Origin of the sequence: Thermus sp. NMX2.A1 (assembly GCF_000511705.1) — a bacterium.
Lineage (GTDB): Bacteria > Deinococcota > Deinococci > Deinococcales > Thermaceae > Thermus > Thermus scotoductus.
In genome coordinates this window covers 35,647-58,353 of the sequence record NZ_ATNI01000050.1, presented here as the reverse complement: position 1 = coordinate 58,353, position 22,707 = coordinate 35,647, and the positions used below count along the sequence as shown (strand labels likewise).

Annotated in this window: 22 protein-coding genes; 14 read left to right on the top strand and 8 right to left on the bottom strand. The window is 66.0% G+C overall.

From position 1 onward, the window contains the following. On the top strand, positions 1 to 1,488 hold a 1,488-nt coding region (locus tag TNMX_RS04240), incomplete at its 5' end, for a glycerol-3-phosphate dehydrogenase/oxidase (RefSeq protein WP_038029845.1). On the opposite strand, the gene ftsH is transcribed toward TNMX_RS04240, so the two are convergent. After that, positions 1,485 to 3,338: an ATP-dependent zinc metalloprotease FtsH gene (ftsH, locus tag TNMX_RS04235; protein ID WP_038029843.1), complete on the bottom strand. Its 1,854-nt coding sequence runs from the start codon at positions 3,336 to 3,338 to the stop codon at positions 1,485 to 1,487. The genes TNMX_RS04240 and ftsH overlap by 4 nt on opposite strands. 73 nt (positions 3,339 to 3,411) lie before the next feature. Here ftsH and TNMX_RS04230 point away from each other — a divergent pair, with 73 nt between their 5' ends. Beyond that, complete coding sequence (locus TNMX_RS04230) at positions 3,412 to 4,764, top strand: tetratricopeptide repeat protein (RefSeq protein ID WP_038029841.1); 1,353 nt, start codon at positions 3,412 to 3,414, stop codon at positions 4,762 to 4,764. On the opposite strand, the gene TNMX_RS04225 is transcribed toward TNMX_RS04230, so the two are convergent. Together TNMX_RS04225 and ruvB are read right to left on the bottom strand one after the other, a co-directional pair. Then, complete coding sequence (locus tag TNMX_RS04225; protein WP_038029839.1) at positions 4,761 to 5,798, bottom strand: DUF4388 domain-containing protein; 1,038 nt, start codon at positions 5,796 to 5,798, stop codon at positions 4,761 to 4,763. The two genes, TNMX_RS04230 and TNMX_RS04225, sit on opposite strands and share 4 nt — an antisense overlap. Positions 5,799 to 5,801: 3 nt before the next feature. Then, positions 5,802 to 6,773 carry a Holliday junction branch migration DNA helicase RuvB gene (gene ruvB, locus TNMX_RS04220; RefSeq protein WP_038029852.1) on the bottom strand — a complete coding sequence of 324 codons (972 nt, stop codon included), beginning with the start codon at positions 6,771 to 6,773 and terminating at the stop codon, positions 5,802 to 5,804. A gap of 31 nt (positions 6,774 to 6,804) precedes the next feature. On the opposite strand from ruvB, the gene panB reads away from it, so the two are divergent. The 6 genes from panB to TNMX_RS04190 all read left to right on the top strand — a co-directional run bounded on the left by panB (position 6,805) and on the right by TNMX_RS04190 (position 12,827). After that, positions 6,805 to 7,590 (top strand): 3-methyl-2-oxobutanoate hydroxymethyltransferase, encoded by a 786-nt coding sequence (gene panB / locus TNMX_RS04215; RefSeq protein ID WP_038029837.1) that lies wholly within the window; start codon positions 6,805 to 6,807, stop codon positions 7,588 to 7,590. A gap of 79 nt (positions 7,591 to 7,669) precedes the next feature. Then, positions 7,670 to 9,478 (top strand): ABC transporter ATP-binding protein, encoded by a 1,809-nt coding sequence (locus TNMX_RS04210; protein ID WP_052037932.1) that lies wholly within the window; start codon positions 7,670 to 7,672, stop codon positions 9,476 to 9,478. Between the two features lie 145 nt (positions 9,479 to 9,623). Continuing rightward, on the top strand, positions 9,624 to 10,364 hold the full coding sequence (locus TNMX_RS04205) for a metal ABC transporter ATP-binding protein (RefSeq protein ID WP_038029835.1): 741 nt from the start codon (positions 9,624 to 9,626) through the stop codon (positions 10,362 to 10,364). Continuing rightward, the gene (locus TNMX_RS04200; protein WP_015717788.1) at positions 10,357 to 11,163 is read left to right on the top strand and encodes a metal ABC transporter permease; all 807 of its coding nucleotides are present in this window, start codon (positions 10,357 to 10,359) and stop codon (positions 11,161 to 11,163) included. Before TNMX_RS04205 ends, TNMX_RS04200 begins: the two co-directional genes overlap by 8 nt. Before the next feature lie 23 nt (positions 11,164 to 11,186). After that, positions 11,187 to 11,633, top strand: coding sequence for an Rrf2 family transcriptional regulator (locus TNMX_RS04195; RefSeq protein WP_038029832.1), 447 nt, complete (start codon positions 11,187 to 11,189; stop codon positions 11,631 to 11,633). Between the two features lie 48 nt (positions 11,634 to 11,681). Next, the gene (locus TNMX_RS04190; RefSeq protein WP_038029829.1) at positions 11,682 to 12,827 is read left to right on the top strand and encodes a cysteine desulfurase family protein; all 1,146 of its coding nucleotides are present in this window, start codon (positions 11,682 to 11,684) and stop codon (positions 12,825 to 12,827) included. A 2-nt stretch (positions 12,828 to 12,829) separates the two neighbouring features. Here TNMX_RS04190 and TNMX_RS04185 read toward each other — a convergent pair whose 3' ends face one another. Next, entirely contained in the window at positions 12,830 to 14,512 is a 1,683-nt protein-coding gene (locus TNMX_RS04185; RefSeq protein WP_038029826.1) for a long-chain fatty acid--CoA ligase, read from the bottom strand. Positions 14,513 to 14,599: 87 nt separating this feature from the next. Here TNMX_RS04185 and TNMX_RS04180 point away from each other — a divergent pair, with 87 nt between their 5' ends. Both TNMX_RS04180 and TNMX_RS04175 read left to right on the top strand, forming a co-directional pair. Next, entirely contained in the window at positions 14,600 to 15,226 is a 627-nt protein-coding gene (locus tag TNMX_RS04180; RefSeq protein WP_038029823.1) for a phosphoribosyltransferase, read from the top strand. After that, complete coding sequence (locus TNMX_RS04175) at positions 15,214 to 15,594, top strand: cupin domain-containing protein (protein WP_015717783.1); 381 nt, start codon at positions 15,214 to 15,216, stop codon at positions 15,592 to 15,594. Before TNMX_RS04180 ends, TNMX_RS04175 begins: the two co-directional genes overlap by 13 nt. 45 nt (positions 15,595 to 15,639) lie before the next feature. Here the strand turns inward: TNMX_RS04175 and TNMX_RS04170 are convergent, their stop codons facing one another. The 4 genes from TNMX_RS04170 to speD form a co-directional block, all read right to left on the bottom strand. Next, a complete protein-coding gene (locus TNMX_RS04170; RefSeq protein ID WP_015717782.1) occupies positions 15,640 to 16,596 on the bottom strand; it encodes an ABC transporter permease in 957 nt (318 codons plus the stop codon). Beyond that, the gene (locus TNMX_RS04165; protein WP_038029819.1) at positions 16,586 to 17,509 is read right to left on the bottom strand and encodes an ABC transporter ATP-binding protein; all 924 of its coding nucleotides are present in this window, start codon (positions 17,507 to 17,509) and stop codon (positions 16,586 to 16,588) included. Before TNMX_RS04165 ends, TNMX_RS04170 begins: the two co-directional genes overlap by 11 nt. A gap of 1 nt (position 17,510) precedes the next feature. Continuing rightward, positions 17,511 to 18,662 (bottom strand): NEW3 domain-containing protein, encoded by a 1,152-nt coding sequence (locus TNMX_RS04160; protein ID WP_038029816.1) that lies wholly within the window; start codon positions 18,660 to 18,662, stop codon positions 17,511 to 17,513. 87 nt (positions 18,663 to 18,749) lie between these two features. After that, entirely contained in the window at positions 18,750 to 19,184 is a 435-nt protein-coding gene (gene speD / locus TNMX_RS04155) for an adenosylmethionine decarboxylase (protein ID WP_015717779.1), read from the bottom strand. Positions 19,185 to 19,463: 279 nt separating this feature from the next. Between speD and sdhC the strand changes: the two genes are divergently transcribed. From sdhC to TNMX_RS04135, 4 genes are read left to right on the top strand one after another with little or no spacing between them, the layout of a single operon-like run. After that, positions 19,464 to 19,829, top strand: coding sequence for a succinate dehydrogenase, cytochrome b556 subunit (sdhC, locus tag TNMX_RS04150; protein WP_015717777.1), 366 nt, complete (start codon positions 19,464 to 19,466; stop codon positions 19,827 to 19,829). After that, positions 19,819 to 20,214 carry a succinate dehydrogenase hydrophobic membrane anchor subunit gene (locus tag TNMX_RS04145; protein WP_015717776.1) on the top strand — a complete coding sequence of 132 codons (396 nt, stop codon included), beginning with the start codon at positions 19,819 to 19,821 and terminating at the stop codon, positions 20,212 to 20,214. The genes sdhC and TNMX_RS04145 overlap by 11 nt, the downstream gene beginning before the upstream one ends. A gap of 1 nt (position 20,215) precedes the next feature. After that, positions 20,216 to 21,949, top strand: a complete 1,734-nt coding sequence (gene sdhA, locus TNMX_RS04140) for a succinate dehydrogenase flavoprotein subunit (RefSeq protein WP_015717775.1) — start codon at positions 20,216 to 20,218, stop codon at positions 21,947 to 21,949. Between the two features lie 8 nt (positions 21,950 to 21,957). After that, positions 21,958 to 22,656: a succinate dehydrogenase iron-sulfur subunit gene (locus TNMX_RS04135; RefSeq protein ID WP_038029813.1), complete on the top strand. Its 699-nt coding sequence runs from the start codon at positions 21,958 to 21,960 to the stop codon at positions 22,654 to 22,656. Positions 22,657 to 22,707 lie beyond the last annotated feature (51 nt).

Here is a 22,707-nt window from a genome sequence, read left to right as displayed (position 1 = left end):
CTCCTGATCCTGGGGGGTGGGGCCACGGGGGCGGGGGTGTTGTGGGAGGCCACCCTAAGGGGCCTGAAGGCGGCCTTGGTGGAGACGGGGGACTTCGGGGCTGGGACCAGCAGCCGCTCCACCAAGCTCCTCCACGGGGGGGTGCGCTACCTGGAGCTGGCGGTGCGGCACCGGGACCCCAGGCAGCTTCGCCTGGTGCGGGACGCCCTCCGGGAGAGGAGGGTGGTGATGGAGCTCGCCCCCCACCTGGCCAGGCCCTTAACCCTCCTCACCCCCCTCTTCCGCCCCCTGGAGATCCCCTACTACGGGCTTGGCCTCAAGCTCTACGACCTGTTGGCGGGAAGGAGGCGGCTGGCCCCAAGCCGCTACGCTCCTCCCAAGGAGGTGCAGGCTCTCTTCCCCGACCTTCCCCCCACCCTGGGGGGCATCCTCTACCAGGACGGGCAGTTCGCCGACTACCGCCTGAACCTGGCCCTCATCCTCTCCGCTATCGCGCGGGGGGCGGTGGCCCTGAACCACGCCGAGGCCACGGGCTTCCTCCGGAAGGGGGGAAGGGTAAGGGGGGCGGTGGTCCGGGACCGCCTGAGGGGCCGGGAGGTGGAGGTCCAGGCCCGGGCGGTGGTGAACGCCGCTGGCCCCCTGGCGGACCGGGTGCGCCACCTTTTGGATCCCCATCTTCCCCCCCTCCTCACCCCCTCCAGCGGGACCCACCTGGTCCTGGACTACCCCCTGCGGGTGGGCCTCCTCCTGCCCAGGACCCGGGACGGCCGGGTCCTCTTCCTCCTGCCCTGGCAGGGCCGGGCCCTTCTGGGCACCACCGACCTCCCCGCCGAGGCCACCGCCTGCCCCTTGCCCCGGGAGGAGGAGGTGGCCTACCTCCTGGAGGAGATCCGGCCCTACCTGGGAGACCTCTCGGATAGGGTCCTGGCCGCCTGGGCGGGCCTCAGGCCCTTGGTGGGGAAGGGGGAGACCCGGCTTTTGGTGCGGGACCACCTCATCGTGGAGGAACAGGGCCTCTACACCCTCACCGGGGGCAAGTGGACCACCTTCCGCCTCATGGCCCTGGACCTCCTGGAGCGCCTGGCCCGGGACCTCTCCCTTTCCCTCCCTCCTTCCCCAAGCCACCGCACCCCCCTCCTGGGGGCGGGGCCCAGGCCTCCCCTGCCCCTGCCGGAGGGGGTGGCCGAACACCTCTACGCCCACTACGGCACCCTGGCTCCCGAGGTGGCGGCCTTGGGGGATAGGCCCCTTCTCCCCGGGCTTCCCTACCTGGAGGGGGAGGTGGTGTGGGCGGTGAGGGAGGAGCTTGCCCAAAAGCCCCTGGACGTGCTGGCCCGCAGGCTGGGCCTGGCCCTTCTGGACCGGAAGCGGGCGGAGGAGATCCTGCCCCGGGTGGGGGACCTCATGGCTCCTCTACTGGGCTGGGATGATCCCACAAAGCAGGCCCTTCTCTCGGAGGCCGAAAAGGCTCTTCCCGCCCTTTGCTAGGCGCTTTCCTCCGAGGCCCTTTGCACCGCTTGGGCTTCCTTGAGGATGGCCCGCACCCGCTCCCCGGGGATGGTCTCCTCCCTAAGGAGTTCCTCGGCGATCTTGTGCATGGCGGGGGCGTGCTCCATGAGGACCTGGCGGGCCTTGGCGTAGGCTTCGTCCAGGATCTTGCGGATGTCTTGGTCGATGAGGCGGGCGGTTTCCTCGGAGTGGTCCTTCTTCTTGGCGATCTCCTCACCCAGGAAGATGGGGCCGGAGTCCGAACCCCAGGCGATGTTCTTGAAGTGCTCCCCCATACCCCAGTCCAGGACCATGCGTTTGGCGATCTGGGTGGCCCGTTTGAAGTCGTCCTGGGCCCCGGTGGTCACGGTGCCGGTGAAGAGCTCCTCCGCCACTCGGCCTGCCATGAGGACGGCCAGTTCGTCCATGAGGTGGTTCTTGGAAACCAAAACCCTTTCCTCCGGTTTGCTCCAGCGGGCTCCCAAGGCCATGCCCCGGGGGACGATGGAAACCTTCTCGGTTTTGTCAGCGTGGGGCAGAACCTCGCCCACCACCGCATGCCCGGCCTCGTGGTAGGCCACGGCCCTCTTCTCCTCCTCGGAAAGCTTAAGGGCAGGCCGCTCGAGGCCCAGGACGATCTTGTCCAGGGCCTTCAGGAAGTGCTCCTTGCGGATTTTCTTGGCGCCATCCCGGGCCGCCAGCAGGGCTGCCTCGTTGACCAGGTTCTTCAGGTCGGCCCCGGAGAAGCCCGGGGTGAGGTGGGCCAGCTCCAGGGCGTCCACCTCCTCGGCGATGGGTTTACCCCGCATGTGCACCAGGAGGATATCCCGGCGCTCCTCCAGGGTGGGTAGGCCCACCACCACCTGGCGGTCAAAGCGCCCGGGGCGCAGCAGGGCAGGGTCCAGGATGTCCGGGCGGTTGGTGGCGGCCAGGACGATCACCGAGGTGTCCTTTTCAAAGCCGTCCATCTCGGAAAGGATCTGGTTCAGGGTCTGCTCCCGCTCGTCATGGCCACCCCCGATGCCTGCCCCCCGTTTGCGGCCGATGGAGTCCAGCTCGTCGATGAAGATGATGCTGGGAGCGTTCCGTCGGGCGTCCTCAAAGAGGCTTCGCACCCGGCTTGCCCCCACGCCCACGAACATCTCCATGAACTCGCTGGCGGAGACGGAGAAGAAGGGGACACCTGCTTCCCCCGCCACCGCCCGGGCCAGAAGGGTCTTGCCGGTTCCGGGAGGGCCCACCAGGAGAACTCCTTTGGGGATTTCCGCGCCCAGCTCCAGGTACTTCTTGGGGTTCTTGAGGAAGTCCACCACCTCCATGAGTTCCCGCTTGGCTTCCTCGTGGCCGGCTACGTCCTTGAAGGTGGTGTTGACCTGCTTTTCCTTCCCGTAAAGCTTGGCCCGGCTCTGCCCGAACTGCATCACCTGCCCGGCCCCGCCCTGGGCCCGCATGAAGAAGAACCAGAAGAAGACGATGAGGAGGAGGGTAGGTCCCAGGTACAGGAGGAACTGGGGCCACAGGGAGGGAGGTTTGGTGACGATCCTCACCCCGTTTTCCTCCAGGAAGCGCAATAGCTCGGGGTCGGTCACCTGGGCCGGGGGCAGGGGCACGGCGAAGCGCCTGGCCACTTGGCTTCCCCCCTGCGGAGTGGGGAAGCGCTCGGGTTCCTTCAAGGTGCCCAGGATGCGGGTTTCCTCCAGGGTCACCTCCGCCACTTTGCCCTGGCGCACCAGGGTGCGGAACTCCGTGTAGGGAAGGGTGGGGGCTGGGGGGCCCGTGAAGGCGGTATAGGCCAGATAGCCTAGAAGGAGCAAGAAGACTAGGGTGAAGGGGTTGATCCGCTGCGGCAAGGTCTACCTCCCTGGTCCTATGGTAGCGCCTTTGCGGTGAGAGGACTGAGGGGTGTGGTATCCTCTAGCGGCGATGAAGGGGGTCCTCGAGGCCCTGCACCAAGGGGATTACGATACCGCCATTGAACGCCTTGCCCGGAAGGCCCTGTTCGGCTCCAAGGGGGAGGCCCGGGAGGCCCTTTTGCTCCTGGCGGAGGTGCACAGCCTCTACGGGGAGGAGGGGCTGGAGAAGGCCCACTGGGCCTTGGAGGAGGCCTATGAGCTTGGGGGGCTGGAGTACGACCCCCTGTACCGGGCCCTTCTGGGGGAGCTTCTGGCCCTCGAGGGCCGGGGGGAAAGGGAGGTGCTGGCCCTGTTCCTTCCCACGGAGGACCCCCGGGCCCGCTACCATCAGGCCCAGGCCCTTTTCTACCTGGGCCGGTTTGAGGAGGTTCTGAGGACACTCAAGGAGGGGCTTCCCGCCTTTTTGGCCTGGCGGGCGGAGGGGCTTAAGGGAAGGGCCTTGGAAAGGCTCGGCCGTTACCGGGAGGCCGCTTTGGCCTACGAGAGGGGGGCGGAGCTGGCCTTGGGGCTGGAGCGCTACTGGCTCCTTTTGGATGCTGCCGCCATGTGGCTGGAGGCGGGGGAGGGGGAAAGGGCCCTTCTGGCCCTCGAGGAGGCCTCGGGAGCCGTGGGGGAGGAGCCCGTGGAGGACGCCGCCACCCGCCACTACCTCCTGGCCCGGGCCCATCTTCTCCTGGATAACCCCAACCGGGCCCTGGAGGAGGTGCAGAGGGCTTTGGCCTTGGAGGAGGAAAGCGGCCACAAGGCCTATGGCACCCCCCTTCTGCAGGGGCAGATCCTGCTCCGCCTGGGCCGCTACCCCGAGGGCATGGCGGCCTTCCAGGAAGCCCTGGCCAGGGCTGAGGGTCTGGAGAAGGGATACGTTCTCCACGAGATGGCGGTGGCGGCCTTGGACCAGGGGGCCTACCTGGAGGCGGAGGAGTACCTGGAGGCCCTTTTGCGGGAAGAGGGCTACCCCTACCGGGCCCAGGCCCTGGCGGACCTGGCTGAGGCTTTGTACCGGCAGGGGCGGTACCAGGAGGCGGAGGAAATGGCCCATAGAGCCATGCGCCAGGGGGCGGAGGCGGCAGGGGAGCTCATCCTGGGCCATATCGCCTACGACCTGATGCACCTGGAAGAAGCTTTGGCCCACTACCGTAAGGCGGCGGAGGTTTCCGAGGAGGGAAGCCGGGAGTGGGTGGGGGCCCAGGAGATGGTGGTGGACACTCTGGTCCAGCTGGGCTACCGCTCTCCTGAGGAGATCCTGGCCCGTGCGGAGGCGGTGCTGCCCCATGTCCATCCCGCCGATGAATGGCGCCAGGCCTTGCTCTCCTACCGGGAGCGGGCGGAGGCCATCCTGCGGGAGGGGAGGCGGCCCAACTAGGTTCCGCTCCGCCTTAAGGGGGCCAGGGCCTTAAGCACCTCCTGGGCCTTTAAGGGTTTGGGAAGATGCAAAACCCTGAGGGGACGGAAGAGAAGCCCCGGGGGGGTTTCGCTCACCACGTACAGGGAGGCCAGCTTGCCCTCGGGGTGGGCCCGGAGTTTTCGGGCCATTTCTAAGGTCCTTTCCCCCTGGAGGATGATGGCCTTGGGCCTTTCCTTGAGAAGGCGCAGGGCCATCTTCAGGTCCAGGGGAAGCTGCACCCGGTAGCGGTGGGCCTCCAGGAGGTAGAGGAGAAGCCGCCGCACCACCCCGCTTTCCGCCAGCACCAGGACCAGGGGGTCGTCCGCAAGCAGGGTGGAAGGGCGGATCAGCCCCCGGCTTTTCAGCTCAAAGAGGATGTGGTAAACCTGCTCTTCCGGAAGGCCGGATAGCAGGGCCACGCCTCTCGCCCGGCGCACCCCGTCCAAGAGTTCCAACACCGTCCAGGCCTCGGGGGTGAGGGGGTGGCGGGTGGGATCCTCCACCAGGTGGAAGACCTCGTCGGGGTCCACCTGGCCTTGGCGCCACTCGTCCAGGCGCCGGGCGGCTTCCAGAAGGGTGGCCTTGGTTTCCAGGGTTTCCGGCAAGGCCACCTGGCTTCCCTCCTCGAAGGGCTCGGCCAGGATCTCCCCTTCCTTCTCCCCCAGCAGGGTGGCCAGGGCCTCCAGGACCTGGGCCTCGAGGGCCTCCCTTAGCTCCTCTTCCCCGATGAGGCCCAGCTCCAGGGCCAGGGCCCCCAAGGGAGTGCCAGGGTTTTCCCGCCCCTGGCGCTCCACCAACTCCTGAACTTCCTCCAGGGAAAGGTGGCCAAGGCGCACCAGGTACTCCCCCAGGTGGGGCCCGGGTTCGGTGCGGGCGTAGAGGATGCGCCCCTTTAGGAGATGGACCCGGCCGTAAAGGCGCCCCCGGAAGGTCACCACGGCGCTTTTCTGGTGGTCGGCCAGGACCCTCAGGAGTTCCGCCAGGTCCAGTTCTTCCAGGGTGGCCCGTACCATGGCCTAGAGAAGGGGTTCCACGGGAGGGGGATAGCCCAGGTGGCGGTAGGCCCGTTCCGTGGCCACCCGGCCCCGGGGGGTGCGCTTCAGGAGCCCCTGCTGGATGAGGTAAGGTTCGTGGACTTCTTCCAGGGTACCTGGATCCTCGGAGACGGCGGTGGCCAGGGTCTGCAGGCCCACCGGGCCGCCTCCGAAGCGCAGGATCAGGGTTTCCAGGATCTCCCGGTCCCGTTTCTCCAGGCCCAGCTCATCCAGGCCCAAGGCGTTTAGGGCTTCCAGGGTCCTTTCCTGGGTGATGGTTTCCTCCCCTGCCACCTGGGCAAAGTCCCGCACCCGCCGGAAAAGCCGTTTGGCCACGCGCATGGTGCCCCGGCTTCTTTTGGCGATCTCCAGGGCGGCCTCCTCGGTAATGGCCACCCCTAGAAGCCTCGCATCCCGCCTGACCCCTTCGGCCAGCTCCTCCAGGGAGTAGTACTCCAGGTGCTCCACGATGCCGAAGCGGCTCCGCAAGGGGGCGGTGATGAGGCCCGGGCGGGTGGTGGCCCCGATCAGGGTGAAGAGGGGAAGCTCCAGGCGGATGGTGCGGGCCGCCGGCCCCTGGCCGATGACGATGTCCATCTTGAAGTCCTCCATGGCCGGGTAGAGGTGCTCCTCCGCCTGGCGGCTTAGCCGGTGGATCTCGTCGATGAAGAGGATGTCCCCTTCCTCTAGGGAGTTGGCCAGGATGGCGGCCAGATCGCCGGGTTTCTCTATGGCGGGCCCCGAGGTGACGCGCAGGTTCACCCCAAGCTCGTAGGCGATCACGTGGGCCAGGGTGGTCTTGCCCAGGCCCGGGGGCCCGAAGAGGAGGAGGTGCTCTAGGGGCTCCCCCCGGGCCTTGGCCGCCTCGAGGTACACCCTCAGCTTCTTCTTCAACCTCTCCTGGCCGATGTACTCGTCCAGGGTCCTGGGCCTTAGGGCGAGGTCCGGGTGCACTTCCACGCCCTTTCATGATAGCCTTATTCCCATGCGCCGGACGGTTAAGGAGTTCCGTCACGCCAAGGGCCAGAGGCTCGTTTACCTCACCGCCTACGACTACCCCACGGCCCGCCTAGCTGAGCGGGCTGGGGTGGACGCCATCCTGGTGGGGGATTCCCTGGGCATGGTGGTGCTGGGCTATTCCTCCACGGTTCCCGTGAGCCTGGAGGAGATGCTCCACCACACCAAGGCGGCCCGGCGGGGGGCCCCGGACACCTTCTTGGTGGCGGACCTGCCCTATCTCTCCTATGCCACCCTGGACCGGGCCCTTTTCGCCGCCGAGCGGCTTCTCAAGGAAGGCGGGGCGGATGCGGTGAAGCTGGAGGGTGGGGAGGAGGTGGCGGAGATCGTCTTCGGGCTCAGCCGGGCGGGGGTGCCGGTCCTGGGCCACGTGGGCCTCACCCCCCAGACGGCGAGCCAGCTTGGGGGCTACAGGCTGCAGGGGAGGCGCCCCGAGGAGGCCGAGCGCATTCTAAAAGGGGCCATGGCCCTCGAGGGGGCGGGGGCTTACGGGGTGGTGCTGGAGATGGTGCCCAAGGACCTGGCCAGGGAGATCACGGAACGGCTATCCATCCACACCGTGGGCATCGGAGCCGGCTCCCACACGGACGCCCAGATTCTGGTCTTCCACGACGTGGTGGGGCTTTACGGGGAGTTCAAGCCCCGGTTCGTGAAGCGGTATCTGGAGGGGGAAAGGCTCTTCCTCGAGGCCCTATCCCAGTACGTGCAGGAGGTGCGGGAGGGCGTGTTCCCCTCTGACGAGCACAGCTTCTAGGGGCAGGGTTTCCTCTCACTCAGGCTTTTGGAGAAGGTCTATACTTTTGGAGGAGGGCGCTTTGGGTATGGAAGGGCCTATGCCCTCGCACCCCGGATCTTTGATCCGCAGGCTCCTCCTTGCCCTACGCCAGGTGTTCCAGGCGGCCCCGCGGGAGGCGGCCTTGCTTTTGGGCCTTCTCGCCCTGGGCGGGCTCCTTCCGGTTGCGGTGCTGGGTCTCACCCGCACTCTGGTGGACGGCCTGGCGCGGGAACTGGGAAGGGGATCCCTTACGGACCTGTTCTGGCCCCTGGCAGGGCTTGCCCTGGCCTTCGCCCTGGATTTTCTGCTGGTGCCCTGGGTGGCCTTTCTGCAGGGGGCGGTCAACGAAAAGCTCACGGCCAGGGTGCACCTCTTGCTGATGGAAAAGGCTGCGGGCCTTCCCGACCTGACGCCCTTTGAGAACCCCAGCTTCCACGACGAGCTTCAGGTGCTGCGGGACCAGGCACCGTACCAGCCCCTAAACCTGCTGGTTTTTCTCGGCAACGCCTTCCGCCAGGGGATCACGGTGGCGGGGGTATTGGGGTTGCTCTTCAGCCTGGCCCCGGTATTCCCCCTGCTGTTGCTTGTGGGTAGCCTACCCCAGGCCCTCCTCACCTTTCGGTTGCAAAAGGGGGTGTGGGAAGCCCTTCTCTTTGGGGCGCCCGAGGCCCGGCGGATGCGCTACTTCGCCGAGGCCCTTCTGAGCCCGGAAGGAGCCAAGGAGGTCCGGCTTTATGGCCTGTTGCCCTTCTTCCGGGGGCGGTATCTGGAGGCCTTTTGGCGGTTGCACCGGGCCTTGTGGCGGGCCCGGGGACGGCAGGCCCTGGGGGCCAGCGGTTTGGTGCTGGGAAGCACCCTGGCCACCGCCCTGGCCCTGTACTTGGGGTTGCGGCAGGCTCTTTTGGGGGCTTCAGGGCTCGGCAGCCTGGTGCTCCTCCTGCAGTCGGTGGGGACCTTGCAGCAGAACCTCTACGGCCTGATCCAGGATGGGGGGATGCTGTACGAAAGCCTCCTCTACTTTGAGCGGCTTGAGGCCTTTCTGGCCTTACCTCCCGCCTTGGCTCAGACTGCTTCCAAGGCGGTGCAAGGTTTCGAGGAGATTCGCTTTGAAAACGTGGGCTTCGTCTACCCCGGGGGCCGGCGGGCCCTCGAGGGCGTCTCCTTCACCATCCGGCGGGGGGAGCAGCTGGCCCTGGTGGGGGAAAACGGTGCGGGCAAGACCACCTTGGTCAAGCTCCTTCTCCGCTTCTATGACCCCACGGAGGGCCGCATCCTGGTGGACGGGGTGGACCTCAGGGAGCTGGACCTTGACGCCTGGCGCCGCCTGGTTTCCGCGGTCTTCCAGGACTATGGCCGCTATGCCCTTACCCTGCGGGAGAACATCGCCTTAGGGGACTTGGAGGCCCTTTCTGATGAGGGACGCCTGTGGGAGGCGGCCAGGGCGGGAGGGGCCTTGGAACTCCTGGAGCGGCTCGGACCGGAGGCCCTGCTCTCCAAGGCCTTCGGGGGCACGGAGCTCTCCTTAGGCGAGTGGCAGCGCGTGGCCCTCTCCCGTGCTTTTTTTCGTGGGGGCGAACTTCTCGTGCTGGATGAGCCCACGGCCTCCCTGGACCCCAAGGAGGAGGCCCATCTCTACCGGCGGTTTGCCGAGCTTTCCCGCGGCAGGACCGTCCTCCTCATCACGCACCGCCTGGGCTCCGTGCAGATGGCGGACCGGATCCTGGTCCTGCAAAAGGGGCGCCTGGTGGAGGAAGGAACCCACGAGGAGCTCCTGGGGCGGGCTGGGGTCTATGCGGAGCTCTGGCGCTTGCAGGCCGGGCTCTACCGGTCCGATGGGGATGCCTTGGGTTCTGGGGTAGGGGCTTAAAGGACGGGCTGCCCCCAAAACAAAGCCAGGCCACCGGTGCCGTCGGCGGGCTGGAAAGCCTGTGGGAGCGTTCTTCAGGGCGGGTTCTTCCAGGCGTTTCCCGGTGGGCTTGACGGGCTTGTTGAAAATGGATTACCGTTATTGTGTGTTGGCCCTCGAGGTCCGAGACCTGTCCGTGCGCTTTGGGGAGTTCAGGGCCCTGGAGGGCGTCAGCCTGAAGGTGCCAGAGGGAGCCTTCGTGGCCATCGTGGGCCCCAACGGGGCGGGGAAGAGCACCTTTTTGAAGGCCATCCTGGGCCTTGTTCCCTTCCGGGGCGAGGTCCGGGTTTTGGGGCGTTCCTTGAGGGAAACCGATCCCCTGTGGTTCGGCTATGTACCCCAGATCAAGACCTTTGACCGCTCCTTCCCGGCGCTTTCCCTGGAACTGGTGGCCACGGGTCTGAGGCGGCGCTGGCCCTTCCGCCTGTCCCCCCGGGAAAGGGAGGAAGCCCTTTCCGCCTTAAGGCGGGTGGGGGCGGAGGCACTGGCTTTCCGCCCCTTGGGCCGGCTTTCCGGGGGGCAGCTCCAACGGGTCTACCTGGCTCGGGCCCTCATCCGCCGGCCGAGGATCCTCCTTTTGGATGAGCCCGCCACCGGGGTGGACCGGGTGGGGGAGGTGGACCTCTACCGGTACCTGGAGGCCTACCAGGAGGAATCGGGGGCCACGGTGCTGATGATCACCCACGACTGGGAGGCCGCCCACCATGCCAGCCACGTCCTGGTGATGAACCGCAGGGTGGTGGGGTTTGGTCCGCCGGAGCGGGCCCTCACCGAGGAGTGCCTGCGCCAGGCCTTTGGACACCTGGGCCATGCCCACGGGCTGTACCTGGGGGGTGGGCATGCTTGACGCCCTGGGTTATCCCTTTTTCCAGAGGGCCCTCCTCGCAGGGCTTTTGGTGAGCCTTCTTTCCGGATTGCTCTCCCCCTTCGTGGTGCAAAGGCGGCTTTCCTTCCTGGGGGATGGGCTTGCCCACGCCGCCTTCGCCGGGGTGGCCTTGGGGCTTTTCCTAAGGGGGGAGCCCCTTTGGTTTGCCCTGCCCTTCACCTTTCTGGTGGCCATGGCCATCACCCTTGTGAAGGAGAAGACCGAGCTTTCCGAGGACACCGCCATCGGGGTCTTCTTCGCCCTCTCCGTGGCCCTGGGGGCGGTCTTCCTCTCCAAGGCCCGGGGGTATGTGGGGGACGCCATGGGCTACCTCTTCGGCTCCCTTCTGGCGGTGGGGCCCGCGGACCTTTGGGCCATGGTCCTCCTCCTCTTCCTGGCCCTCTTCCTCCTTCCCCTGTGGGGGCCCTTGGCCTACGCCACCTTTGACCGGGAACTGGCCCTTTCCGACCGGGTGCCGGTGGTTCTCCACGACTACCTCCTTTCCGGCTTCCTTGCCGTGAGCCTGGTGCTGGCGGTGAAGGTGGTTGGGATTATTCTGGTGGCGGCCTTTTTGGTGATCCCCGGGGCGGCGGCCAGGCTCTTGAGCCGCACCTTTGCCGGGCTCACCCTTCTTTCCCTCCTCCTGGCCTCCTTTTCCACGCTGCTTGGCCTTTTCCTCTCCTTCCTCCTGGACTGGCCCAGCGGGGCCAGCATCGTGCTTCTGCAGGCGGCCTTGTTTGGCCTGGCCTTCGTGAAAACCGTATTTTCCGTGAGGAAATAAAGCCTTTGCGCTATACTGGGGGCATGTGGGTGTCCACGAAGGCCCAATACGGCCTCAGGGCCCTGGTGGAGATCGGCCTCAAGGCCCCGGAGGCGGTGCCCCTTAAGGAGGTGGCGGAGGCTCAGGGCATCAGCCAGCACTACCTGGAGCAGATCGCCGCCCAGCTTAGGCGCTCCGGGTTCATCCGCTCCGTGCGGGGGGCCAGGGGGGGCTACCGCCTGGCCCGCCCCCCCGAGAGGGTGACGGCCCTTGAGGTGGTGGAGGCCCTCGAGGGCAGCCTGGCCCCGGTTTCCTGCATCGAGGACCCGGAGTCCTGCGCCAAGGTGGGGCAGTGCTCCACCGAGCTCCTCTGGAAGCGGGTGGATCTGGCCATGCGCCAGGTCCTGGGGACCACCACCTTGAAGGACCTCATCGAGGAGCGGAAGCTCATCGAGGCCAAGCGCTTGATCCAGCTCCAGCCCGCAGGCTAGGCATGGGGTCTTAGGAAGGGCTGCCAGGGCTTGTCCCTGGCAAAGGGAATGGAGGGCAAGGAGGAAACCTTGGCTTTGGTCTATCTGGACTACGCGGCCACCACGCCCCTGGACCCCGAGGTCCAGCAGGCCATGCGCGAGGTGGAGGGAATCTTCGGCAACCCGAGCAGCATCCACCGCTTTGGCCAGGAAGCCAGAAGGGTGCTGGAGGGAGCCCGGGAGCGGATCGCAAGCCTCCTGGGGGTGCGCCCCAGAGAGGTGGTCTTTACCGGTTCGGGTTCCGAGGCGGATGCCCTGGCCCTCTTGGGGGTGGCCTTGGCCAAGGGGAAGGGGCATGTGGTGAGCACGGAGGTGGAGCACTCCGCGGTCCTGGGGGCCTTGCGGCTCCTTGAGCGCCTGGGTTTTGCCGTGACCCGGCTCAGGCCCGACCGCTTTGGGATGGTCTACCCGGAGCAGGTGCAGGAGGCCCTGAGGCCCGACACCATCCTGGTGAGCGTCATGGCCGCCAACAACGAGCTCGGCACCCTCTACCCCATCCGGGAAATGGCCGAGATCGGCCACGCCCACGGGGCCCTTTTCCACACCGATGCCGTGCAGGCCGTGGGCCAGGTCCCTTTCCGGGTGGATGAGGTGGGAGCGGACCTGGTTTCCCTAAGCGCCCACAAGTTCTATGGGCCGAAGGGGATTGGAGCCCTTTTGGTGCGCCAGGGGGTGGACCTCTTCCCCCTGGTGCCGGGCAAGCAGGAGGGGGGAAGACGGGGGGGCACGCAAAGCCCAGTCCTGGCCCATGGAATGGCGGTGGCCCTGGAGAAGGCCTTAAGGCTCTTGCCGGAGGAGTCCTCCCGGCTTCTCGCCTTGAGGCAGCGCCTCGAGGCGGGCTTGCTTTCCGTGGAAGGGGTGGAGCTCAACGGTCATCCCGAGCGCCGCCTGCCCAAGCTGGTCAACGTGACGGTGAAGGGTGCGGATGGGGAGGCCTTGCTTCTCGCCATGGACCTCATGGGGGTGGCGGTTTCCTCGGGCTCGGCCTGTTCGGCGGGGAGCCTCGAGCCCTCCCATGTCCTCCTGGCCATCGGACGCTCCCCAAGGGAAGCCCGGGCCTCCTTGCGCTTTTCCCTGGGACGCTACACCACGGAGGCCGAGGTGGACCGGGCGGTGGAGGTTTTCAGGGAAGCGGTGGCCCGGGCGCGGGCCTAAAGCTAAGGCTGCCTTTTGGCAAACTCCTCGCGGAGTTCCCGCCTGAGGATCTTCCCCACGCTGGTTTTGGGCAGGCTGTCCCGGAACTGGATGATGCGGGGGACCTTGTAGGCGGCGAGGTTTTGCCGGCAGAAGGCTTCGATGTCCTTTTCCGTGACCTTGCCCTTATACCCTTCCTTGAGGACGAGGAAGGCGGCCACGGTTTCTCCACGGTAGGGGTCGGGTACGCCCACCACGGCGGCTTCCTGGACGGCTTCGTGCTGGTAGAGGACCTCTTCCACCTCGCGGGGGTAGATGTTGTAGCCACCGGCGATGATCATGTCCTTTTTGCGGTCCACGATGTAGAAGTAGCCGTCCTGGTCCATACGGGCCATGTCCCCGGTGAAGAGCCAGCCGTCCTTGAGGGCCTTTTGGGTTTCCTCGGGGCGGTTCCAGTAGCCCTTCATGATGTTGGGGCCTTTGACGACGAGTTCGCCCACCTCTCCGATGGGGACTTCCTTGCCCTCCTCGTCCACCACCTTGGCGTCCACGCTGGGCAGGGGCATACCGATGGAGCCCTTTTTGATCTCCCCCTGGACAGGGTTGGAGTGGGTCACGGGGCTTGCCTCGGAGAGGCCGTAGCCCTCGATGAGCCGGGCCCCGGTGATCTCCTCAAAGCGCTTGGCCACTTCCACCGGTAGGGGAGCGGCTCCGGAGAGGCAGATGCGGATGCTCTTTACGTTCCGTTTCTCGATTCCCGGGAAGTTGTTGAAGGCCACGTAGAGGGTGGGCACCCCGGGGAAGTGGGTGACCTGGTGCTTTTCAATGGCCTCCACGATGGCGTGGATCTCCGGCCTGGGCAGGAGGACGATCTTGTAACCGGAGTAGATGCCGTAGTTCATGGCCACGGTCATGCCGTAGACGTGGAAAAAGGGCAAAGCTCCCAGCATCACCCCTTTACCCAGGAGTTCCTTGGAGGTGGAATCCCAGGCGTCGATCTGCAGGACGTTGGCCACCAGGTTCCGGTGGGTGAGCATGGCGCCCTTGGAGATGCCTGTGGTGCCCCCTGTGTACTGCAGAAGGGCCAGGTCCTCAGGATCAGCGGGATGGGGGGTGGCGGGGGGATGCTTCAGGAGGTCCAGGAAGGCGTGGAATCCTTCCCGTTTGGGAAAGCCCAGGGGGAGCTTGTCCCGCTTCGCCTTTAAGGGGTAAAGGAGGTTTTTGGGGAAGGGGAGGAAGTCCTTGACGCCCGTGACCACGGTGCGCTTCACCGGGGTTTCCCCCTCCACCTCCAGGAAGCGGGGCAGGAGGTGGTCCAGGATGACCAGGGTTTCCGCCCCCGAGTCCTTGAGCTGGTGCCTTAGCTCCCTTGGGGTGTAGAGGGGGTTCACGTTGACTCCCACGCCCCCCGCCAGAAGGGTGCCGTAGAAGGCGATGACGAACTGGGGGGTGTTGGGGAGCATGATGGCCACCCGGTCGCCAGGCTTCACCCCCAGGGCCTTAAGCCCCTCGGCGAAGCGCCGGGATTTCTCCCATAGCTCCGCATAGGTAAGGGTCTTGCCCAGAAAATCCAGAGCCACGTGTTGGGCGTAACGGCTTGCGCTATTTTCCAGGAAGCGCCACAAGGGGATGGGGGGAACCTCCACCTCTGGGGGAACTCCAGGATCGTAGTGGGCGAGCCAGGGTCTAGAGCCTACGTGGTCCATACTGACCTCCTTGGGGCCCAGGTTACCAAAAACTTTATACCGCGTTCAAGACCATGGACCGGTGTAGCATGGATAGGGAGGTTTCCTATGCGCTTCCGCGACCGCAGGCACGCTGGGGCTCTTCTGGTGGAAGCCCTGAAGCCCTTGGGTCTAGAACGCCCTGTGGTTTTGGGCATCCCTCGAGGCGGGGTGGTGGTGGCGGATGAGGTGGCCAAAGGCCTGGGGGGGGAGCTGGATGTGGTCCTGGTGCGCAAGGTGGGGGCTCCGGGAAATCCGGAGTTCGCCCTGGGGGCGGTGGGGGAAAAGGGGGGCATGGTCTTGAAGCCCTATGCCCTCCAGTACGCCGACCAAAGCTACCTGGAGCGGGAAGCGGCCAGGCAGAAGGACGTGATCCGCAAGCGGGCCGAGCGCTACCGGAAGGTGAGGCCAAAGGTGCCCCTTGCGGGCCGGGATGTGGTGCTGGTGGACGACGGCATCGCCACCGGTTCCACCATGGAGGCGGCCTTGGCCGTGGTCCTCTCGGAAAAACCCCGGCGGGTGGTGGTGGCGGTGCCCGTGGCCAGCCCGGATGCGGTGGAGAGGCTGAAGGATCAAGCCGAGGTGGTGGTGCTCTCCACCCCACCGGACTTCGCCGCCGTGGGGGCCTACTTCATGGACTTCGGCGAGGTCACCGATGAGGAAGTGGAGGGCCTTTTGCTACAATGGTCGGCATGAAGCCCGTGGTCAAGCAGGGGGCCAGCGTGGAGGCCCGTCCCGTGGAGCGGGGGGAGAAGGCCTTTATCCAGGTGCTCATCGGCCCTGAGGATGGAGCCCCCCACTTCATCACCCGCAAGTTCACCATCCTTCCGGGGGGAAGGATTCCCAAGCACAAGCACCCCAGCATCGAGCACGAGCAGTACGTGCTCTCCGGGCGCATGAAGATCTACCTGGGCGACGAGGTGAGGGAGGTGGCGGCTGGGCAGGCGGTCTACATCCCCCCGGACACGCCCCATGCCTATGTGAACGAAGGGGATGAGCCGGTGGAGTTCCTCTGCGTCATCCCCAAGACCAACGCCTACGCCACCGAGTGGCTGGAGGACTAGGGTTTCCGGGGTCCCCGCTGGGGTGCTTAGCCCCAGCGGGGTTTTCTAGGCGCGCACCTCTTGCCGCTGGAAGGCCACGTAGGCCAGGGTGAAGAGGAGGATCACCAGGGCCATGAGGCCGGTCAGCTGGGGCCAGATCAGGAGGAGGCTTTGGGAGAGGGGAAGGGGGGTTCCCAGCACCGCTCCCTCCAGCTGGGTGATGAGGATGGGGCCCAAGGAGCGCACCGCCGGGTTAAGCACAGCGGTGAGGGTTTCCGCGTAGAGGGTGTTGGGGGAGAGGCGGGAGATCCAAAGGGCCAGGTTGGCCTGCCTGAGCTGGCTTTCCGGGTCAAAGGGGTCGGCCTGAAGGAGAAGGGCGCTTGCCGCCAGGTCGGTGAGGATGGGGAAGAAGACGGCGAAGAAGAGCCAGACCCCAATGGCGGCTAGGGCGGCGGTGGCCGGCTGGCGAAAGAGGACGGAGAAGAGGAGGCCCAAGGCCAGCCAGAAGCCCGCATAGGCCAAGGTGGCCAAGAGGAAGAGGAAGGCCCGGGCCATCTCCTCGCCTCCGGGGGGTACTCCCAGGGTGAAGAGGCCGAGGCCCACCACCAGGAGGAAGAGGGCGGTGAGGAGCACGGCCAGGGTGCCGAGCCCCGCCAGGAACTTGCCGAAGAGGAGGGCGTCCCGGTAGATGGGCTGGGAGAGGATACGGGAAAGCGTTCCCCTGGCGTACTCCCCGTTCACCGCATCGAAGGCCAAGGCAATGGCCGCCAGGGGTACGAAGAAGGAGAGGAAGCCCACGAAGGAGGGCAGGGGGTCCTGGGCGGTGGTGAGGAGCTTCAGGTAGAGGTAAGGGTCCTCCCCCACGGTCTGGCGCAGGGTCTGGGTGCCGGTGTACACGGCGGCCAGGGCGGAAAGGAGGATCAACCCCTCCAGAATGCGCATCCTCAAGCCCGTGAGATGGTCGGCCATCTCCTTGAAGAAGACCGCCCAAAGCCCGGTCCAGGGGGAGCCTTCACGCCGCATGGGCCACCTCCTTGAAGTAGTGGGCGTAGACCTCGTCCAGGCTGGGACGGCGGAGGGAGAGGCTTAGAAGCTCGCCCTGCTCCACGGCTATCCGGGCCAGCTCCGGCCGGAGGTCCCGGCTGGAGAGAATCCGGTACCGCCCTCCCTCCGCTGCCACCCGGGCCACGCCTTCCAGGCGGCGGAAGGCCTCCTCGAGGCCCGGGCTGGCCTCCACCAGGATCTCGTACCCACCCCCTAAGACCCTTTGCGCCAACTCCTCCACGGTGCCCAAAAGGGCGAGGTGCCCTTTATGGAAAAGCCCCACCCGGTCGCAGACCTCCTGGACCTGGTGCAGGAGGTGGCTGGATAGGAGGATGGTGATGCCCTCCGCCTTTAGGCCCTTGATGAGCTCCAGAAACTCCCGGGCGGCCTCGGGGTCCAGGCCCAGGGTGGGCTCGTCCAGGATGGCCACCTTAGGCCTCTTCAAAAGCACCTCCGCAAGCCCGAGGCGCTGCCGCATCCCCCGGCTGAAGGCGGAAACCCGCCGGTCCCGCACCTCCCACAGGCCCATGCGCTTGAGCACCTCCTCTATGCGGGCCCTGGCCTCGGCCTCGGGGAGGCCCAAAAGGCGGGTGGTGTAGCGCAGGTTCTCCCAGGCGGTGAGCTCCCCGTAAAACCCCACCTGGTCGGGGAGGTAGCCCACCTGGCTCTTCACCTTCAAGGGTTCCCGCATGGGATCCAATCCCAGAACCCGGGCCTCGCCCCGGGTGGGCTCGGTGAGGCCCAGGAGCATGAGGATGGTGGTGGTCTTCCCCGAGCCGTTAGGCCCCAGGAGGCCGAAGACCTCCCCTTCCTGCACCTCCAGGTTCAGGTCCTCCACGGCCACCACCCGCCCGTAGCGCTTGGTGAGGCCATGGGTTTCGATGACCGCCATGCTACCTCCGGCCGAAGCGGTTCACGGCGAAGCCCAGGACCAGAAGGGCCACGGCCATGATGCCCACCCCCACCAGGCCCCAGAGGCTGGAGCGCACCACGGTGGCCCGGTAATCCAGGCTCTCGGAAAGGCCATCGGACCCGGAAAGGCTGAGGGTCACCATATAGTCCCCCGTCACCGCCTTGGGGGAGGGCTTGATGCGGGCGGTTACCTCCTGCTCCTGGCCGGGGTCCAGGGCGTCCAGCTTATCCGGCTCAAACTTCACCTCCCAGCCCGAGGGCTCCATGGCGCTGAAGGACAGGTTCTTGGCCGGGGCGCTACCCTCGTTCTTCACCACAAGCTTCACCGCGTTTTCCCGGCCCGCCACCACCTGTCCGGAAAGCCGCCCCTCCTTGGTGGTGAAGCGCACCTCGGGCCGGCCCGTGACCTCGAGGGTCAAGGCCAGTTCCGCCTTGGCTTCCCCGGCGACTGCCCTCAAGGTGAGGCCGTAGGTGTCCGCCTTGGTGTCCTTGGGCAGGGAAACCTCCACGTCCAGGTCCTTGCTCTCCCCCGCCTTGATGGGGAGGCTGGTCACCTGCTGGCTGGAGAAGGCGGGGGTGAAGGTCACCTGCCAACCCTTGGGGGCTTCGTACTCCAGGGAGACCAATAGGTCGCGGTCGGACTCGTTTTTCAGGGTCACCCGGTAGCGGAAGGAGCTGGTGGGAGGACCCTTGAGGATGGGGAGCTCCGCCTCGAGGCTAAGCCTCTGGGGCAGGCCCTGCCCCACCACCAGGCCGATGGGAAGGCTGGCGGTATGGCCAAGCCCCTCAGCCCGCACCAGGAAGCGGTAGGTGCCGGGCTTCACCTCCTTGGGAGGCTGGAGGCGAAGGGTAAGGGTAGCCTCCCCGTCGGGGGCCAGGTAGACCGCCCGCACCAGGCGACCCCCGCCGATGAGGCTTGCCTGCCAGCCTTGCGGGGCCTCGGCCACCTGGACCCGCACCACCCCGGGGGGAAGGCCATAGTTCTTGAGGGTGAGGGTCAGGTTGACGCTTTCCCCGGGTTGCACCCCGATCTCCGGATAGGAGGTGCCTAGGGAAAGACCGCGAAAGCCCTGGGCTTGGGCTAAGGCCACGCCGAATCCCAGAAGAACCAGGGTGAGTAGCTTGCGCACCATACCTAAGCCTCCTCCTATAAGCTAGAGAGGAAGGATGAGTCCAAAATGAAAACCCCGGGGCAAGCCCGGGAAAGGGGGGCAGTTTTCCTAGCTCACCCGGGCCTCGAGGTACTCCCGCTCCCCCAGGACAATCTTCCGGGCCAGCTCGGGGTCCTTGGGAAACTCCTTGCCCCGGTTGATCATGTAGGTTTCGTAGCGGCCGATCTCGAAAACCGCGGTGAGCTTCCTCAGCACCTGGGCCATGTCAAAGGCCTTGCAGGAGAAGATGTCGATGGAAAGGAAGCGCTTTTTGGGGAAGGTGTGGATGGCGATGTGGCTTTCGGCGATGATCACCACCCCGGTCACCCCGTCCTCCCCCTCGGGGCCGTAGCTGTAGACGAAGGGGGGAAGCACCTTGGTCATCTCCATCTCCTCGGGGAGCTCGTCCAGGACGCGGCGCACCAGCTCGGCGTCCCGGAGCTTTTCGGGATTGGCGTCGTAGCCGTCCACCATCAGATGCGGTCCGAATCCAAAGAGTTCCATCCTGACCACCTCCTTCCCGTGCCCCCCGGGGTATCCCCCCGCGGCACGCCCCCCATTATGCCCCCCCCTCCCCCCCCTGTCAATACCTTGTCCCCTGGCGGGAAAACCCCCTTTTGCTCCCCCTGGGGGTGGCCCCGGGGAAGGGGGGAAGGGGAGGTGGAGGGAAGCTCCCTTCCATGCGCCTCTTATACGGGGATGGGGTATGGATGGGGAGGAAATAAGCCCCAGACGGTGGTTTCCTTAAGAAAGGTGGTATGATATCCCCGGCAAGGAGGTGCCATGTACAGGGGAAGAGAAGGGCAGTGGGCGTTTTACCTGCACCGGATCTCGGGCCTGGGCATTCTGGTCTTCCTCATGCTCCACGTGGCCAACATCGCAAGCGCCATGTGGGGCCCGGAGGTGTCCAACGCCCTCATGAAGTTCTACCACCAGCCGGTTTTCCAGATAGGGCTTCTTCTTCTCATCGCCGGGGTGCTTTACCACGGGTTCAACGGGCTCAGGATCATCCTCATGGACTTCACCGCCTGGGGGGTGCGTTACCAGCGGCAGCTTTGGTACGGGGTCTGGGTTCTTTTCGTGATCTTCTACCTTCCCTTCCTTTTGAAGATCGGAGGGGGCATCCTGGGAGGTAGCCATGGCGATTAAGTCCAAGCGTTATGAGGAAGCCCGCCTCGAGGCCAGCACCAACCTGGAGCTTTACTGGTGGGTCTTCATGCGCATCTCCGGGGTGGTGTTGGTCTTCCTGCTCATCGGCCACATGTGGATGAACGCCGTCATCACCGACCTCAACAGCATTGACTACGAGTACGTGGCCAAGAGACTTTCCCAGACCACCTGGAAGATCTACGACCTTTTGATCCTGGCCTTGGGCCTCTTGCACGGGGCCAACGGGCTTAGGTATGTGCTGGACGACTGGATTCGGAACCCGTCCAGGCGCTTCTGGACCAAGGTGGTGCTCTACAGCCTCATCGCCTTTCTTTTCTTCCTGGGGAGCCTTTCCCTTCTCAATCACGATTTCGGGGTGAACTAGTATGGCGCACAGACACGAGGTCATCGTGGTAGGCGCAGGTGGAGCGGGCCTGGCTACGGCCCTCTATGCGGCCAGGGAAGGTGCGGACGTGGCGGTGGTCACCAAGCTCTACCCCACGCGAAGCCACACGGGGGCGGCCCAGGGAGGGATAGGGGCGGCCTTGGGCAACGTGGAGGAGGACCACTGGGAGTGGCACATGTTCGACACGGTGAAGGGAGGGGACTACCTCACCGACCAGGATGCCGCCGAGGTCTTTGCCAAGGAGGTGATCGAGGCGGTCCTGGAGCTGGAGCACATGGGCCTTCCCTTTGACCGGCTCCCAAACGGCAAGATCGCCCAGCGCCGCTTTGGCGGCCACACCAAGGACTGGGGCAAGGCCCCGGTGCACCGAGCGGCCCACGCCGCCGACCGCACCGGGCACATGATCCTCCAGACCCTTTACCAGCAGTGCGTGAAGCACAACATCACCTTCTACAACGAGTTCCACGTCACCGATGTCATCGTTGAGGACGGGGTGGCCAAGGGTCTGGTGGCCTACGAGCTGGCCACGGGGGAGCTTCACCTCTTCCAGGCCAAGGCCATCGTCATCGCCTCGGGGGGCTTTGGCCGCATCTACAAGGTGACCTCCAACGCCTACACCCTCACCGGGGACCTGCAGGCCATCCTCTACCGCAAGGGGCTTCCCCTCGAGGACATGGAGTTCTACCAGTTCCACCCCACGGGGCTTTACCCCCTGGGCATCCTCCTCACCGAGGGGGCCAGGGGGGAGGGGGGCATCCTGAGGAACGCCCTGGGGGAGCGCTTCATGGAGCGCTACGCCCCCACCATCAAGGACCTGGCTCCCAGGGACATGGTTTCCCGGGCCATGTACCTGGAGGTGCGGGAGGGCCGGGGGGTGGGCCCCAAGAAGGACCACGTGCTCCTGGACCTCACCCACCTGCCTCCCGAGGTCATCGAGAAGAAGCTTCCCGACATCACCGAGTTCAGCCGCATCTACCTGGGGGTGGACCCCTTGAAGGAGCCGGTGCCGGTGATGCCCACCGCCCACTACGCCATGGGGGGGATTCCCACCACCCTCTGGGGCCAGGTCATCCGGGACGAGAACAACACCGTGGTGCCCGGGCTTTACGCTGCCGGGGAAGCGGCTTGCGTGAGCCTGCACGGGGCCAACCGCCTGGGGACCAACTCCTTGGGGGATCTGGTGGTCTTTGGCCGGCGCGCCGGGATCCATGCAGCCCGCTTCGCCAAGGATGCCGACTACCACGAGCTTACCGAGGAGCACCTGGGCGAAAGCCGCGAGCGCATTGAGCGCATCAAGAACTCCACGGGCAAGGAGAAGGTGGCGGCGCTCCGGGCCGAGCTCCAGCAAACCATGATGGACAACGCCTCCGTCTTCCGCACCGGGGAGCTCTTGGCCAAGCAGGTGGAGATCCTGAAGGAGCTCATGGACCGCTACCGGAACATCTCCATTGACGACAAGGGGGATGCCTACAACACCGAGCTGGTGGAGGCCCTGGAGCTTGGGTATCTCCTCGAGGTTTCCGAGGCCCTGGTGCACTCCGCTTTGAACCGCACCGAGTCCCGCGGGGCCCATGCCCGGGAGGACTACCCCGAGCGGGACGATGCCAACTGGCTCAAGCACACCCTGGCCTACAAGGTGGCCGACGGCAAGGTGACCTTCCGCTACAAGCCCGTGGTCCTGGGCCGCTTTGAGCCCAAGGCCCGCACCTACTAGGAGGCGCCATGCAGGTAACCCTGAAGATCCTTCGCTTTGACCCCGCCAAGGACCAGAAGCCCACCTGGCACACCTACCAGGTGGAGGCCGAACCTTGGGACCGGGTTTTGGACCTCCTCCACAAGGTGAAGTGGGACCAGGACGGCACCCTGGCCTTCCGCCGGAGCTGTGGGCACGGCATCTGCGGCTCCGACGCCATGCTCATCAACGGCAGAAACCGCCTGGCCTGCAAGACCCTGGTGAAGGACCTGGGGAACGTGATCACCGTGGAACCCATCCGGGGTCTGCCGGTGGAGAAGGACCTCATCGTGGACATGGAGCCCTTCTTCGCCGCCTACCGGGCGGTGAAGCCCTACCTCATCAACGACGAGCCTCCGCCGGCCCGGGAGCGCCTGCAAAGCCCTGAGGAACGGGAGCGGTTTGACCACGGCACCAAGTGCATCCTCTGCGCCAGCTGCACCACCAGCTGTCCTGTCTTCTGGGTAAACGGGACGTATCTGGGTCCTGCCGCCATCGTGCAGGCCCACCGGTTCATCTTCGACTCCCGCGACCGGGGAAAGCGGGAGCGGTTCAAGGCCCTGGGCTCGGGGGGCGGGGTTTGGCGCTGCCGCACCGCCTACAACTGCACCGAGGCCTGCCCCCGGGATATCCCCGTAACCCAGCTCATAGAGGAGGTCAAGCGGGCCATCCTCTTTGACCGCTTCTAGAAGCAATCCTCTCCTGGTGCCCCACCCTGGCGAGGCCAGGGTGGGGTGGCA

What these genes read in the sequence shown, in the direction of transcription:
- TNMX_RS04165 (WP_038029819.1), bottom strand. Translation starts at nt 17,509, where the DNA reads ATGGCGGTCATCGAAACCCATGGCCTCACCAAGCGCTACGGGCGGGTG.
- TNMX_RS04195 (WP_038029832.1), top strand. Translation starts at nt 11,187, where the DNA reads ATGTGGGTGTCCACGAAGGCCCAATACGGCCTCAGGGCCCTGGTGGAG.
- sdhA (WP_015717775.1), top strand. Translation starts at nt 20,216, where the DNA reads ATGGCGCACAGACACGAGGTCATCGTGGTAGGCGCAGGTGGAGCGGGC.
- TNMX_RS04145 (WP_015717776.1), top strand. Translation starts at nt 19,819, where the DNA reads ATGGCGATTAAGTCCAAGCGTTATGAGGAAGCCCGCCTCGAGGCCAGC.
- TNMX_RS04170 (WP_015717782.1), bottom strand. Translation starts at nt 16,596, where the DNA reads ATGCGGCGTGAAGGCTCCCCCTGGACCGGGCTTTGGGCGGTCTTCTTC.
- TNMX_RS04185 (WP_038029826.1), bottom strand. Translation starts at nt 14,512, where the DNA reads ATGGACCACGTAGGCTCTAGACCCTGGCTCGCCCACTACGATCCTGGA.
- TNMX_RS04175 (WP_015717783.1), top strand. Translation starts at nt 15,214, where the DNA reads ATGGTCGGCATGAAGCCCGTGGTCAAGCAGGGGGCCAGCGTGGAGGCC.
- TNMX_RS04190 (WP_038029829.1), top strand. Translation starts at nt 11,682, where the DNA reads ATGGAGGGCAAGGAGGAAACCTTGGCTTTGGTCTATCTGGACTACGCG.
- TNMX_RS04225 (WP_038029839.1), bottom strand. Translation starts at nt 5,798, where the DNA reads ATGGTACGGGCCACCCTGGAAGAACTGGACCTGGCGGAACTCCTGAGG.
- TNMX_RS04180 (WP_038029823.1), top strand. Translation starts at nt 14,600, where the DNA reads ATGCGCTTCCGCGACCGCAGGCACGCTGGGGCTCTTCTGGTGGAAGCC.
- TNMX_RS04230 (WP_038029841.1), top strand. Translation starts at nt 3,412, where the DNA reads ATGAAGGGGGTCCTCGAGGCCCTGCACCAAGGGGATTACGATACCGCC.
- TNMX_RS04135 (WP_038029813.1), top strand. Translation starts at nt 21,958, where the DNA reads ATGCAGGTAACCCTGAAGATCCTTCGCTTTGACCCCGCCAAGGACCAG.
- TNMX_RS04200 (WP_015717788.1), top strand. Translation starts at nt 10,357, where the DNA reads ATGCTTGACGCCCTGGGTTATCCCTTTTTCCAGAGGGCCCTCCTCGCA.
- TNMX_RS04210 (WP_052037932.1), top strand. Translation starts at nt 7,670, where the DNA reads ATGCCCTCGCACCCCGGATCTTTGATCCGCAGGCTCCTCCTTGCCCTA.
- panB (WP_038029837.1), top strand. Translation starts at nt 6,805, where the DNA reads ATGCGCCGGACGGTTAAGGAGTTCCGTCACGCCAAGGGCCAGAGGCTC.
- TNMX_RS04160 (WP_038029816.1), bottom strand. Translation starts at nt 18,662, where the DNA reads ATGGTGCGCAAGCTACTCACCCTGGTTCTTCTGGGATTCGGCGTGGCC.
- speD (WP_015717779.1), bottom strand. Translation starts at nt 19,184, where the DNA reads ATGGAACTCTTTGGATTCGGACCGCATCTGATGGTGGACGGCTACGAC.
- sdhC (WP_015717777.1), top strand. Translation starts at nt 19,464, where the DNA reads ATGTACAGGGGAAGAGAAGGGCAGTGGGCGTTTTACCTGCACCGGATC.